We start from the raw sequence: 13,618 nt of genomic DNA, 5'->3' as shown, positions 1-13,618 counted from the left end.
ATCAGCTGTCACCGGTAGAGTTTGAAAAGCGTTACGCAGCGAGCCTGGAGAGTGTCTAGGAAACCCGGGGCGATTCAAATAGAGACAAAAATTTCACCGTTTTCCGATGTGGAGTTACGTGCTGAAAAAAGCCGACAGCCAGCGATGAATTCCTGTGCAGATCCCCAGATTTTCAGCGCAGGAGGAACTGTGCATTGACGCGATTCACATAGACGTCGCAAGTCTAAAAAAACCGCATAACGTTGTTGGTGAAGATAATTTGAACCCTGCATTTGAGTCACAACCAGAAGCTGAAGCATCAGCCGTTCAAAGTCCCGCGCTCCCTCCACATCTCGTGGGGCATGCCAAAGAGCTGCATAGGGGAACCCGAATTGTTTGACCCCACGGCTCAACACAGGGTTACGAACCGGAGCGATCTCCCCAAACCAAAATTGCTTGCCCAAAGTACCGAGCGCACTTGGCTGGCTCCGCAAGGAAATGAGCCACTCACATGCCTCGCGCCAAACATGAGGGTCGGCATCGTCGATGGTGATGGGTGTGCCGATCTCCGCTGTACGCAATACTCGAAGTAGCCCCGACATCATGCGTGGCAGGTCTATCAGGTCGGGATGAGCGCCTACGGCTTTAAGAATGGAGTCAATGATTCGAGGAGTTTGACCTTGCTCGGAAGCCAGACGAAGCAGCGCATTGCGCGTGTTCATTCGCGACTCTCCGAACCTTTTAATGGCTTTACACCAACGAGTTGTGCGAGGTGCGCGTGGCTTCGGTACTCATGGGGCCATTGCTCCGGCGTATGCCTAAGGTGTTGATAAAGGTCCTTTACCTGTTGCCGTGTGATCCGAGCGAGTGCTGGAAGAACCAAACGCTCTGCGAGCACCAGGTGAATGATCCGAGCTTTCGTGAAATAGCGAGGCAGATCAATACAGCTAACCAGTGTTTCAGGGGGCGCGTAAGCACTCAACCATCGATACAGTGTCGTCTGACCCACGCAGAGTAGATCAGGCCCTACGACGACTAGCGGATAGAGCTCACTAATCTGCGTCGCCATGCCGTGGGGTACTAGAGCAGGATCTGGCAAGTCGAACGGCGCCAGATCGAGCTCTCGCTCTACTTTGGCGAAATCTGGGTGGATGCCACCAATAGCCGCTAATTCTATTATCCGCATTTGATGCCTCGTTTTTAGATACCTCTCTCATAATGGGAAGGCGAAGGGCATCAAATAGGCTGTAGCTATGCGAAAAGCCAGGCTAATCCAGGGTGAAAATTGTTGTGACCTGCTAGATTTTTCCGCGCATGCGCGGAAAAATCCCGGGCCATATGTTGGGAAGGCCCACATCAGCAGCTACAAACTCTTTGCGACTTACAGAAGTTGACCAAGGCTATTCGACCAACGCTGAACTCTTTAGCTCATGCAAAACGCTTAGCGGGCGTTGAAAATCCGCGCATGCGCGGGTTTTTAACTGGCCTCAGATATCCGTAATCTGAAGTTATAGGGGTGCTCCGCGCAGCTAACATGACTCTCCATCAAAGACCAAGGGCTGATGCGACGAGTACAATGTTACTATGGGCAAAGTATAACACGGGCTTAATTACAGCCTTGGTTAGCTCAGGGAGGTAGCATCTGTTCCATACATCGCAGACATCAGAATCTGCTCTCAGTTTTCTTCTCGGTACTTTGCCAGTTTGGCGAAAGCCCATAGCGAAGTTCCTAGTAGCAGCAAGGACCAAAGCAACCATTCCGGAAATTTATATTGCCCACTCATCCAATATCCGAACAAACTACATAGCATTACTATCCAGAACCACTTCACCAATGCGCCTCCAATATTGCGACCTGTTGAGAAAAAGTTGATTATTTTTTAGTTATGACCAGGCTGACATCAGAAGCTATGCCGCATCGCAAGACTAGCTGACGCTTAAGCAATACGCCGTACCAACACATCAACCTTACTCTGAGCCCAACTGCAATACATGATCATTGGTATACACCATGCTCTATTCGCTCAAGGTAGCTCCAAACGATGCGAAACCCGCTCGCCTCATCAACAACATCCAGAGGTACAACGTTATCCAAATATTTACAGGAGCGCCCCAGCCAATCTTCAGCAGAAACCTGAGACCCAAATACATGGGTCGCGTACTCCAAAATTTGTGCGTATTGGAAAACCGCAGCACTCTGCTGGGAGTCGAGGTGGAAAGACAGCTCACTAAGTTTTTCATGATGACTCCCTCTAGCTGAAACATTCAGGATACGCTGTAGAATATTCCTAGTTGAGTATAGATCCGAATTAGAGATCATCGCCCGCACATCCGCCAGCGCAAAGCTGGTATCAGTGGGCTCGTAAATCGAAATTGCACTGCGTGGTACAACATCAGGCCCTAAAAGATATTCAGTTGGAGTACGGGCGTTGCTTTGGTCTCTGATATCGCGATTATCCATTCACACTCTCCGTATGAAAAAATTCACTCATCTGCTGTGCGGGCTCAAGTTTTCGTCACCCTACACCTCGACTAGCAACGACTACTTACTAACACGTACGTTATTCAGCTCAGAATTTGCAGTCTTGGATTCCGCACAGCAATGGGCCAGGCAAAACTGATGATATTTACTCCTGCAGCATCGACATGCTAGCCTGCTAGCCGTCCGACGGGCTCCATATCGCACCCTCTCTGCGCCGCGATTTCAAGGAGCTCTATCTGCTGTCTTATACGCCTAAGAAGCAAAATTTCGCGAGCCTCAGCTTTAAACTTGGCTTCCAGCGACCATTTTAGAGTTTTCACTTTTCTTCGACCCTTCACTGTCATATCTCCTAAACATGAGCTTGGTGCATTGACGATAATGAATGTTCTGCGACAACACGGCGAGCTCGGCCAAGACAAACAAGACTGTAAGTTACCTCAATATATCGTTTAGCCCATTCCATGTAAAAAATAGTCTCAGATCTCAATATGGAATCTGGAGATTCGCAGTCAACAGCAGAAGCCAAATCAGCTTTTTTTCAAAACCTTAGGCAACTGCCATAACGAGCTTCGCGCCGTTACGACATGAAAACCATAGTCCATTGAATAAATTTCTGCTACTTCATAAAGTATTAACGCGTAGATTCATGTTGTCGAACGGCTTCCTATTGGGAATGAGCGTCGACGTCCGGGACGTCTCTCGATCCATTTGGAAATTACGCTTTCGCACTCTGTTAAATCTCAACAAAAACCTAATAAAAACGTACGACAGTCAGAATGGCCGAGCAAGATAACCGGTCTTGCCTTAAGCATTCCACCAAGATCGAAAGAGCGACATCAGGCAGACATTGTCCCTGCCCAATGCGACTTTGGGCAGGGACAATGTCTTCTACCGTAAGTGCTACGGGTTGCCTGCCAGCTGGCGGGCATAATAACGATCGCTGAGATCTTTCGTCGGATCAGCCTTGACCCAGTGCTCTGGCTTGGAGCAGTCCATGCAGTTCAATATTCTCTTATTAGCGCTAAGGCTGTACATGTGGGCACTGGGGCCACTTCCAACCTTGAGTCTCGTTTCCATGACCTCGAACCCGTGAACTTCTTGTGCTAGACGATCCATGGTCTCAAATCTGAAGGACCACTTTTTGATCTGGCTTTTGCGCCAAATGGTCATGATGGTCAAAGGGGCCTGTTTCGTCATCCGCTGATAGACCCAATCGCCTTCATAGGGCGTTAGCTTCTGGGCCTCTGAATCACGCATTCCCTGTTCCAACGCTTTCTACTGTGTTCGGCAAGTGCCGCATTCAATTTTTCCTCATCCCTGCGGGACTGGGCCTGTAGCATCTGGTCTATGTCATACGGCCCTTTGGGGTCATATTTCCAGACCGTCTCGTCCTTGATGCGAAGAATTTTGCAATTGAGACAATCGAGGCTTTGCTCGTCCACATTGCGTTTCATCGCCAAGCGTTCCGCATAAGCCGCACCGAAGGTAAGAGACGCTGATAAAGGGAAACTCACGCAAACGCGCACGAATCAAAATGCGAAAAGCCGACCGGATACAAAATGGATCGCAGACACTCCATCTTCTCTTAAATAGTTATTAAAAACCCACAAAATGGAGCTAAGACGCTCCATTCGTGCCTTTCGCAACGCCATTCATATGACTAAAGTGCCATCATCTAATTGCGAGATGATGGCAATGAATATCCTCACTTCTCAGTCCACTCAGTTTTCGCTCGGCCAATGGTTTAGCCGCAATCTGTCCGCCGTTATCGCGGTCGCAGGCGCGCAGCGGGAGACACAACGCTATGCCGACGCTCCTGGGCCTTTGTCCGCGGTACAGATCCAGCAGCAAACCGGCATCGCCCGTAGCACGCTGCGAGCCCTGAAATCACCAGCGCAAGGTAGTGATGCCAACCCGGACCTGAGCACTATCGAGCGACTTGCCGAGGCTCTGGGTGTGCCACCTGCTTTCCTGTTGATGCGGCCCCAGGACTGGGAACTGCTGGCTAGCGCGATCGGCAACAGTGGCGACTACCTAGCTGCAGCTCACAAGCTGGAGGCCGAAGAGCGGCTTCAGGCGGTCAATCCGGTGGAAAAGGTCCTGCGCGAATGCAAGGTCCATCCAGATCAGCGCCCCAGTATCGTGGGCGCCTCGCCGGAAGTTGCCCGGGCCAATGCCCGCGATGAGTGGCGCAGACGAGCCTGTCTCAAGCTCGACGCGCTGATGCTGCGAGAGATTTCAAAATCCGGCCCACGCAAGTGGTTGGCCGCGATAGCGGGTGCCTGGGTCAGCCAGTCCACGCCACACGATCCTTCTTATAGCGAACAATAAGGACTGCCGGGATGCCGATCATTCACGACCCCGATCTTGCCGATGTATTGATGAGTGCCAGTGCCGATGATCTGGGACTGCTAATAGATGTGATCACCGATAGCGGCAAGGGCCGCATCTCCCTTTCCTCTTCAGTCTGTCGTCAGTTGATGGCCGCTAAGGACAAGGGTGCCGACGAGTCGGCCGGGGCCATTTTTGCCGAGGAGCTGACCCGCTTTGGCGGCAACTCACTGGTCAACCTCTTCCGCGGTGGCAGTGGTGTGCCGTACCGCGAGCTGCTGGCGGATGTGGCCGGGCACGTTGGCGCGAAGAACAAGGCGAGCGCCAGTTGCGCCGAGATGGAAATGGCGATCATCACCAAGGTATTCGCCCAGTCCCTGACGCGGATGAGCGAGGAAGACCGCCGCACCCTGTTCGAGTCCCTGGGCGGACTGTCGTACCGGCCCGCCATGGGGCCGGGGGCATTGGCGGCCTTGCTGGCTTCACTCGGCAGTTCCGGGCTGGCGTCCTATAACGTGGCGGCGGTGGTCGCCAGCGCGACCATGAGCAGCCTGGTAGGACGTGGCGTAGTGCTGGCGGGTTCCAGCACCCTGGGTCGTGGCCTTGCAGTGCTGGCCGGCCCGGTGGGCTGGGCCATCACCGGGATCTGGACGGCGTTCGACCTAGCCAGCCCGGCGTATCGGGTCACTTTGCCCTGCGTAATCCAGATCGGCCATATGCGCCAGAAGATGTTGCTCAAATCTACCTGTCCCGGTTGCCATGCGGTAGTCGCGGCCGGTGCCAACTTCTGTGGCAAATGCGGGATACGCCTGGGCGCCTGACGCCTACTTTAGATGACCAAGGAGTGAGTCCATGAACCCTGTGATTTCCCCTCTCGAATTTCTCCTGACCAACATCATCTGCTTCGCCGCCGGCGCGGCCACGGTGGTCGCGCTGAACCTCGCTGCGAAAGCCGTGCATGCCTCAGGCAAACGCGCGGCGCAGAGCGCCACCTGAACCAACGGATTGAGTAGGAGCGAGAACCGTGTACAGCAACCATAACGCCAAGCGACTGGTATCCCTCAAGGGGGAAATCATAGTGATCAATGCAAACATCCAGAACTTGCGTGCCGCCCTCGACTGGTTCGAGCGATTCGACCACGAGAATAACCATGCCAAGCTCGCTCAGGTGCAACGGGAAACTATCGCCGCGCGGGAGCAGCTTGCCAGGGTCGAACAGAGCATCAAGGCCAGCCGCGCTGAGCTGAACAGCGCCAAGGGCGTTGCCGAGGCAGGCTGGTCGCCGTTGCACTGGTTTTCCAGTGAGCGGCGCGTGGCCGAGCGCCAAGTCAGCACCCAGCAGGAGCGGCTGTCGCAGTTCAAGAACCGGCAGGTGGGCTTGGTATCCGGGCTCGGCGAGAGCCAACTCGAGGAGCTGCGCCTGAGCGCCAATTCGCAGAGATACCGTGGCTTCGATTCCCTGCAGGCCAGGGCAACCATCACGCAACTGGACAACGAGATGCAACGCCTGCAGGGCGTCGCCGAGGAAGTCAGAAAGGCCAGCGCTCACTGGGAGGCGGTGGCTGGAGAGGTGTATCGCAATTGGAAAACTACTCATGACCAGTTGCGGGCGACGGAGCGGGACATCATCGATGCCGAATGCTTCATCATCCAGTTGGACAACGCGCAAAGCTCATTTACTAAAAGGATGGTCCATGAAGATTGTGAAATCCGCTTTGGTGCCGGGCAGCGCAGTCCGGATAGGGTATTGAAGGACCGGCAATTCCATCAGCGCAAACTGGAACGGGAAGAGGATAAACGCAAGCGTCGGCTGCGCGACACCTTACGCCTGCTGGAAAACGAAATCCGCAACCTGGTGGTAGACGGCAACAATCTTTGCTACCTGAACGAAGCGGGCGGCAAACGACGCTTCATCGGTCTGGTGGTGCTTAAGGCACTGGTCCCTCACCTGGCCGCGACTTATGGCGTGACCTTGGTCTTCGATCCGGGAATCCGCTGCCAACTCGATATGAGCGACAACGCACTCCAAGCGATGTTTCCGCAGGTACGGGTACTGGTTATGCCGCCCACTCTCACCGCCGACCATCCGGTGTTAGCAGCCGCGGAGTTCGATGTCGGGACCTATGTGATCAGCAACGATCACTACAGCGATTACCCGGACATGGCCGCGGTCCGAGAGGATCGAGTACTGCATGCAGTTATCCATCGCGACTCCGTACAGATCCCGCAACTGCAGGTACTGCTGCCTCACTGAGGCCCTACGCGACCGGTGACCTCCGGTCATGTGCAACCCACGCCTGCGCGCTCGTGCAGGCTAGCAACGAGTCAAGAAAGATGGATTTGAAAGGCCACCTGCTGTACATCGACATCACCCAAATCTGCGGCATCGGTTGCGCGTTCTGTATGTACGCCGACAAGCACAAGACGGGTATGAGCATGGAGTTATCCAACCTTGCTCGGGAGAACCTGGTGGCGCTGATCAACGCCCCTGACGTCAAGCGCATCTCTATCAGCGGAGAGGGCGAACCCCTCAACAACGCCAGAGTCTTCCATGAGATTCTTGAGCTTTCCCAAGGCGGTAAGCGTTTTGAGTTCATTACAAGCGGTTTTTTTCCCCACGAGAAGATGGCGGAGTTTTATGACACCACCAATCGTATCGTGCTCAGCCGTGGCGACACCTGCAATATCCGTCTGAGCTCGGACAGCCACCATATCGACAAGGTAAAATGGCGAGCCCATGGCTTCAGCTTGGATTACCTGCGACGAAACAGTCCGGCCGGGCTAAGCTTTTCGTTTCGTTCGATCGACACTGATCGGGAGTTCACCCGCGACTACCTACGAGAGGAACTGGCGCGCTGGGGCCTCGACGCCGGGATTGTCGCGGGCAATACCCTGGAAGATACGCTGGTGGTCGGCGAGGAACGCTTCGGCATCGACTACAAGAACCTGGTCCACCCGGCGGCCGACACGCCACCTGGTTACTTGGACCTGCATGGCTACATCGACGCGATCGAAGCCCGGGTCAACAAGCGCTTCACCCTCGGCAGCCTCAACCCGCCTCCCTACGCCAACGGCATGGACCTGACGGTGAAACCTAATGGTGACGTCTACCTGTACGGCATCGAACACCAGCGTTTGGGCAATATCCATTTCGACCGAATCGGCTGGGAGCGACTGGCCAACCATGTGCGCGACACCCCTCTGGTTCGCGCCCTTTACAGCCAACCACTGAGGGACCTGCTGGCACGTATCGACGACCTCGAACTTGTGCACAAGATCCTGCGCAAGGTGAATAACCCCTACTGGCTGGTCAAGGAACTGGCCAATCACGATGGCCTGTTAGAACGGATGGTACCGGCATGATCGACTCCCACAGCCATACCTTTTATTCCAAGCATGCCGTCGGTACGGTGGATGAGTTGGTGCGGGCGTCAATCACCGCCGGAGTGAAGATCCTCACCATCACCGACCACGCGCCTTTCCCGGTGGACAGCGACAATCGCCTGTTGGAGGCGGAACTGGAGTGCTATTTCGCCGATATTGAGCGGGCACGACAGGAGCACCAAGGGAAGATCAAGATCCTGCGCGGACTGGAGTTCGACTACATGCCGGGTGCGGATGCCTACAACCGCGAGATGTTGGCCCGGTACGAGCTGGATTTCGCCATCGGCTCGATCCACTACGTTGAGTTGCCGGGCGAGCCCATGGCTAAGGTTTGGGAGTTGGCCCGGCTGTCCGCCCCGGCCTTTCTCGACCGATATTTCGCCCATCTGCAAGCCTTGTTGGAGTGCGGGCTGTTCGACGCCGTCGGGCACGCCGACACGCTATTGCGCGGGGTGGCGGAAGAGGTAGTGCTGCGCCGGATGGAACCGCTGCTGCCGCTGTTCGCCCGCAATGATGTGGCCTACGAACTGAATGCCTCGGGCATTCGCAAGTCGAGCCTGTTGCCCGGTTCGGCTCGTGAGGTTCAGGGCGTCTGGAGCTACCCATCACGCACCCTGCTGCCCCAACTGATCGCCCACGGTGCGGCCTTCACCATAGGTTCAGACGCCCACGATCCGCTGGACGCGGGGGCAGGCATCCGCACTTTGGTCGATGAGCTGCAACCGCTGGGCCTGGACCGGATCAGCTACTTCGAAGGGCGTCGACGCATCGGCATGCCCCTAGACTTCTTCAGTCTGTCATCTGGCTCCGATACAAGGATTGTCCCGTGAACTCCCGATCGAATGACTGGAAACTACTCGCCAAGGCGCCTGTCGACGAACAGCTGGCGCGCTTTCGCGAGGCCGTGGCCCGGCCGCAGGCGGAGGATGTGAATGGAGGTCTGCGCGCGTTCGCTGGCGGCTTGCTTGCGCAAGACCTGATCGATATGGACAGCTATGTCGCGGTGCTCGGTGGTCATGCCCTGAACTGTCTAACGTCCGACGGCACCAACGGATTCCGCGATATGCGCAGTGGCGCAAGCGCCTCCGCGCTGACAGCCATCTACAGCCGTGCCAAGTACGGCAGCCAGAAGGACATACGTTTTCTCGCCGGCCTGGTGATCAACTATTTGGAGCGGCATCTGGATGACCCGGCATCGCACTGGGCACGGTTGTTCACCAACGCGCGGAAGCTCAACGACAATGTGGTGCTCATGACCACTGGCTGGCGCAACGTGCCTTCGACGGCCAACGTGCTCTACGACATCGTGGTGGAGGAGATAAACGTCAAGCTCGCCCATATGGGCCTGCCCACCCTGATCAACGTCAAGCTGCCGCGCATCGCCCCTCCTTGCGAGAACTACGCGAGTCTGAGTACTGAAGAGCGCGAGCGGGTCAATCTTGTCCAGGACCATGTGATACCCGCGGAGAACTTCTATCGCTGGAGCGGCGTGCACGTCATCTTCGGCGACGATGTGCTGGTGACAGGGTCGACTGCCGACAAGGTGTTGCGTGAGTCCCTGCTAGCCGGTGCCCGCTCGTTCCAGGCGATCTACCCGGTTGCCATCGATCCGCGGATCGCCCTGGCGGATGCCACCGTCGAGGAGCGCCTGAACATGGTGGAAATCAGCCATCAGCTGGACGACACATTGGCCAAACTGCTTGGGGCTGTGGGTTACCAACCCATCCTGCGCACGTTGCGTCTACTGTTTTCGACGGACAACTACCAAGCCTTGCCGGCATTCCTAGCGCGGGTGCCGGCGGCCAATTGGTTGCGGCTGTACAAGGCAGCTCTCGGAAATGAGTTCCTGCGCCAGGCAGAATGCATACCCTCGCTGACACTGCTGCGGTATTACCTGGAGGACAATGGGCTGCTTGGTAGTAGCGCCGTGAAGGCAGAGAGGGCTCCGTTGTGCGTGTGAACTACGTGAGCTACTGGGAAACGGCGGCGGGGCAGAGCATGCCGCCGTGGATCGCCTTGTCCCTGGTCTCCATGCAGCGGGCGCTGGGGGACCATTTCACCCTGCTAACCCCGGACAGCCTAGAGCATTGCATAGATGCTTCTATCCTCGGCAAGGTTTGGAGCTTCGAACCGCTGACCTTCAACATGGACAAGGGGATCGAGGCGATCGTCGCTAGGAGCGACTTCATCCGCATGGCTTACGTGCATCGCCATGGCGGCGCATGGATCGACGCGGACAGCATCCTACTGCGCGACCCGACCTCGCTGCTGTTCCCAACGGGACTCGACGAGCGGCTGCACTGGCACAGCGAATGCCTATTCGCCTCACTGCCGGGAAATGACCATCTCGCCGAGGCACTGGCGACCGGGCTGGCCGTCGAGGCACATGCCTGGGGCAACCCGGGAGGGATCAAGGAGATAGTCGCCAGGTTGCCGCACCAGCAGGCGCTAATTTCACCCTCGGTATGCGACCCGGGTTATCGACCGCTGTACAACTTCGACAGTTGCACGGTGATGAGGCGGACGGACATTGGCGTGAGCGATTTCTTGCTGCGCGACGTGAGCCTCCTCAAGCTGTACAACACCTGGTTCAAGCGGACAGCGACACGCGATGAGTCGGTGGCCGAGTTCTTCGACGAGGAAACTCTGCTGTCACGCATCTTCCTGCATATCGAACCCGACCGTGGCTATTGGCTCGGGGAGTGCGAGCGCTTGATCGAGCACTGCGGCTGAGGATTCAGGCCAGGTCCACGGCATCCGCCGGCAGGTGCACGCGGCAACATTTGGCCTCGTTAAGCGCCAGACGAGTCGCGATCACCTCGTGCACCGTAGGGGTCTGCCGGTGTGGCGAGCCATGGGCGACATACAGCCAAGCCGGCACGCGGTGTGCTAGGTGGTCAAACTCCAACTCGATGCGCAGCAAGTCGAACACCTCCCTTGTTCGTCCGCTGGGAGTCCACGCCAGCGGTGCGCTGCGGTGATGAGGACGGATCAAACGCAGCGGTCGTGACAGTTGCAAGTTCAGCGTGCCCGGATGGCACTCGGCGACTTCCGGAAAAGACTGGCTTATCAAGGGAAGCTGGCGGGCCATGGTACCCGTGGCCACACCCAGGCCGGAAACGATATACGCATCCAGTGCGAGGGTTGCAGGGCTCGACTCCTGGAACAGTTCAGCGACTGAATGAATCACGTCTACATCATTGAACTTATTCATGTTTTTCTTACCGGCATGCAGGTACTGACGTGGATCCTGGCGACTGAAAACAACTCGAGTATGGGGGGCAAGCGGCGGCAGCCATGGATTGTAAGAGTCACTGCCCGGATAGATCGCGACCAATGCGGCCTTCAGCCCGACAGCCATGTGTACGATGGCAGTATCGACACTCACAACCACCTCGGCCCGCCGGATAGCACCCGCCACCAAGCGAGGTGTATCCAGTTCGGACAGTGCCCGAACGTTGCTGCGGGCGATGGCGCGCTCGAGTTGCTGCGCCTCGGCACGGCTGGCCGGACTGCACAGTATGCCGATAGAGTGCTGCGGCCAGGCATCCGCCAAAGCACTGATCAGCGAGAGCGCTCTGGTGAACCCGATGCTTTTGTCAGGTCGGCTGGCGTAGGGGTTGACCAGGATGTGCGCAACGGGGTCGCCGACCTGCTGTTTGGGGAGCGGGACAATATAGTCACGGTTTATCCGGGTCGCCCCGAGGTCTAGCAGAACCCGGGCGTAGCGCTCAACCACGTTTGACCGCGCGGTAGCTTCACCTAGCTTGTCGCTAACGCAGTGCAAGGCATCATCCAACGAGTATACCCGGGCGGGCTTAAGCAAACGGATGAACAGCATTTCGATGGGTTGAATACGTCCAACTAAATGGACAAATACATCGACCGATCCCAATTTCCGTACTAGTGGGCCCAACCCGATTAGCGTAGGCGCGCCAGTAACCGGAATAACTTGGTCGACATCGAAGTCAAGCCGATGCATGTCGACCAACTCCGGCACCGTGAGCACGGTGACTTGGGCACCAAGCTTGCGCGCTTCGCGAAAGAAAAACGAAGAAACGATCGCGTCGCCGAGTTTGGCGTCCCAGCGCGGAAGTACAATATGTAGCGGATGCGTAACGTCACGAGATGCCAGTTGACGGTCGACCAGGCAGCGCATCAACATGCGAGTAACAGTCTTTCGATGGTTTTGCAAAATCGACATCTGATCGCACGCCCGTGGATAGCTAGCGATGATATCCATGGTGCGAGACCATTACCAGCATTGGTCTAAGGAAGGGTTTGGGGGCAATGGGGCAGCAAGCCGCACTCAACCGGCGACTACTAAAAAGGCTTCACTTCATCGGGAGCGTCCGCGATGGATAGCATGCAGCAAACCCTGGCGAAGGCCTACCACGATGTGCTTACAGTTCTACCGCAGCACTGGCTTGACCGTAGCAAAATTCATCACTCCGAATACGCCAAGCTCTCCGGACTTTTTCTTCCTGGCACCTCGGCCGCCTATCAATCAGCACCACGGAAGATTTTGGTGGTCGGGCGTGAAACTCGCCGCTGGGATGTGCTGAAGGGTGATGAAAAATTCCAAAACCTGGAAGACTACATCTACAGGGCGATGGCGATACAGCAAGATCACCTTGCCAAGTTCATACGTAAACCCAGAGACCGAGGTGAAAGCTATTTCAATCTACTGCGCGACTTGGCCGCCGATCAGGGTATTCCAGGTTTAGCTTGGGCAAATTTGTTCAGCTTTGCATGGAACAAAAAGTCACCGATGCGATGGGAGCACTTCCCAACCCTGCTGGAAATTTCGGAACGACTACTCAAAGTACAAATAGAAATTTTACGGCCCGACATTATCATTTTCGCCAACGGCGCTAGCAGTGCGAGATTCCGACAACGTTATTTTCCGCACAAGGGTGAAGGGAATGTATGTGCTGGGTTAGGTGACTTCAGCGGGGAGGGGATACCGCGTAATCAGCTCTGGCGATTTAGGCTTCATCAGCGAATTCAATGTTTTCGAATCCAGCATCCCAGCAGTATCAGCGCATCCTCTCGAGCAGCGCGTCGATTTTTGCTGGAGCATTTACGAGGTGGTGGCGTCGGCGGGTGAGTGCTATCAGCTCGCCGGACTTACGACGCCGGACTAATTCAAGGACTGATTATATTTGGCTAATCTCCGCCGGTCGCCACCTTCACAGCCAACGGCCTTCAAGCTGGTCACGACCTATTAGGACTGGTCCAGCTCAATTTGAGTGGCCGGTAAAATACAGTGCGTCTCTCCAGTTGCGCAAAATGTGGTAAGCAGCAACACGGGTGTGCTCAGCGAAAGGTCAGGGGTCTGGAATGGCTAGGACAAACATGCTTACTAGGCTCTGTACGTAAACCCAAGAAATACGATTTTCTGTAAAATACACCGCCATTAAAGCCAGGAGGCCAAGATGG

13 protein-coding genes are annotated in these 13,618 nt (G+C 56.0%); 9 read left to right on the top strand and 4 right to left on the bottom strand.

Annotated features, from left to right (window positions below; genetic code table 11):
* Positions 1 to 74 precede the first annotated feature (74 nt).
* From GHO03_RS21890 to GHO03_RS25625, 3 genes are all read right to left on the bottom strand, one after another.
* Entirely contained in the window at positions 75 to 701 is a 627-nt protein-coding gene (locus GHO03_RS21890) for a hypothetical protein (RefSeq protein WP_153400519.1), read from the bottom strand.
* A gap of 1,274 nt (positions 702 to 1,975) precedes the next feature.
* Positions 1,976 to 2,440 carry an antitoxin Xre/MbcA/ParS toxin-binding domain-containing protein gene (locus tag GHO03_RS21885; RefSeq protein ID WP_153328978.1) on the bottom strand — a complete coding sequence of 155 codons (465 nt, stop codon included), beginning with the start codon at positions 2,438 to 2,440 and terminating at the stop codon, positions 1,976 to 1,978.
* Positions 2,441 to 3,361: 921 nt separating this feature from the next.
* The gene (locus GHO03_RS25625; protein ID WP_256668742.1) at positions 3,362 to 3,718 is read right to left on the bottom strand and encodes a hypothetical protein; all 357 of its coding nucleotides are present in this window, start codon (positions 3,716 to 3,718) and stop codon (positions 3,362 to 3,364) included.
* 438 nt (positions 3,719 to 4,156) lie between these two features.
* On the opposite strand from GHO03_RS25625, the gene GHO03_RS21875 reads away from it, so the two are divergent.
* The 8 genes from GHO03_RS21875 to GHO03_RS21845 all read left to right on the top strand — a co-directional run bounded on the left by GHO03_RS21875 (position 4,157) and on the right by GHO03_RS21845 (position 10,909).
* Positions 4,157 to 4,792: a helix-turn-helix transcriptional regulator gene (locus tag GHO03_RS21875; RefSeq protein WP_153400518.1), complete on the top strand. Its 636-nt coding sequence runs from the start codon at positions 4,157 to 4,159 to the stop codon at positions 4,790 to 4,792.
* A gap of 11 nt (positions 4,793 to 4,803) precedes the next feature.
* Entirely contained in the window at positions 4,804 to 5,613 is an 810-nt protein-coding gene (locus GHO03_RS21870; RefSeq protein ID WP_153400517.1) for a ubiquinol-cytochrome C chaperone family protein, read from the top strand.
* 31 nt (positions 5,614 to 5,644) lie between these two features.
* Positions 5,645 to 5,788, top strand: coding sequence for a hypothetical protein (locus tag GHO03_RS25195; RefSeq protein WP_178110349.1), 144 nt, complete (start codon positions 5,645 to 5,647; stop codon positions 5,786 to 5,788).
* A 28-nt stretch (positions 5,789 to 5,816) separates the two neighbouring features.
* Positions 5,817 to 7,046 (top strand): hypothetical protein, encoded by a 1,230-nt coding sequence (locus tag GHO03_RS21865; RefSeq protein WP_178110348.1) that lies wholly within the window; start codon positions 5,817 to 5,819, stop codon positions 7,044 to 7,046.
* Positions 7,047 to 7,126: 80 nt separating this feature from the next.
* On the top strand, positions 7,127 to 8,155 hold the full coding sequence (locus tag GHO03_RS21860; RefSeq protein ID WP_153400516.1) for a radical SAM protein: 1,029 nt from the start codon (positions 7,127 to 7,129) through the stop codon (positions 8,153 to 8,155).
* Positions 8,152 to 9,006 (top strand): histidinol-phosphatase, encoded by an 855-nt coding sequence (locus GHO03_RS21855; RefSeq protein WP_153400515.1) that lies wholly within the window; start codon positions 8,152 to 8,154, stop codon positions 9,004 to 9,006. The genes GHO03_RS21860 and GHO03_RS21855 overlap by 4 nt, the downstream gene beginning before the upstream one ends.
* Positions 9,003 to 10,136 carry a hypothetical protein gene (locus GHO03_RS21850; protein WP_372241780.1) on the top strand — a complete coding sequence of 378 codons (1,134 nt, stop codon included), beginning with the start codon at positions 9,003 to 9,005 and terminating at the stop codon, positions 10,134 to 10,136. Before GHO03_RS21855 ends, GHO03_RS21850 begins: the two co-directional genes overlap by 4 nt.
* Positions 10,127 to 10,909 (top strand): glycosyltransferase, encoded by a 783-nt coding sequence (locus GHO03_RS21845; RefSeq protein ID WP_372241779.1) that lies wholly within the window; start codon positions 10,127 to 10,129, stop codon positions 10,907 to 10,909. The genes GHO03_RS21850 and GHO03_RS21845 overlap by 10 nt, the downstream gene beginning before the upstream one ends.
* A 4-nt stretch (positions 10,910 to 10,913) precedes the next feature.
* Here the strand turns inward: GHO03_RS21845 and GHO03_RS21840 are convergent, their stop codons facing one another.
* Entirely contained in the window at positions 10,914 to 12,419 is a 1,506-nt protein-coding gene (locus GHO03_RS21840; protein WP_306108802.1) for a glycosyltransferase family 9 protein, read from the bottom strand.
* 114 nt (positions 12,420 to 12,533) lie between these two features.
* On the opposite strand from GHO03_RS21840, the gene GHO03_RS21835 reads away from it, so the two are divergent.
* Complete coding sequence (locus GHO03_RS21835; RefSeq protein ID WP_153400514.1) at positions 12,534 to 13,286, top strand: hypothetical protein; 753 nt, start codon at positions 12,534 to 12,536, stop codon at positions 13,284 to 13,286.
* The last annotated feature ends 332 nt before the right edge of the window (positions 13,287 to 13,618 follow it).

It is taken from the genome of Pseudomonas sp. FSL R10-1339 (assembly GCF_009600545.1).
Lineage (GTDB): Bacteria > Pseudomonadota > Gammaproteobacteria > Pseudomonadales > Pseudomonadaceae > Aquipseudomonas > Aquipseudomonas bubulae.
Note: the sequence above shows the minus strand (reverse complement) of the source record. Positions and strands in the feature narration are given on the sequence as shown.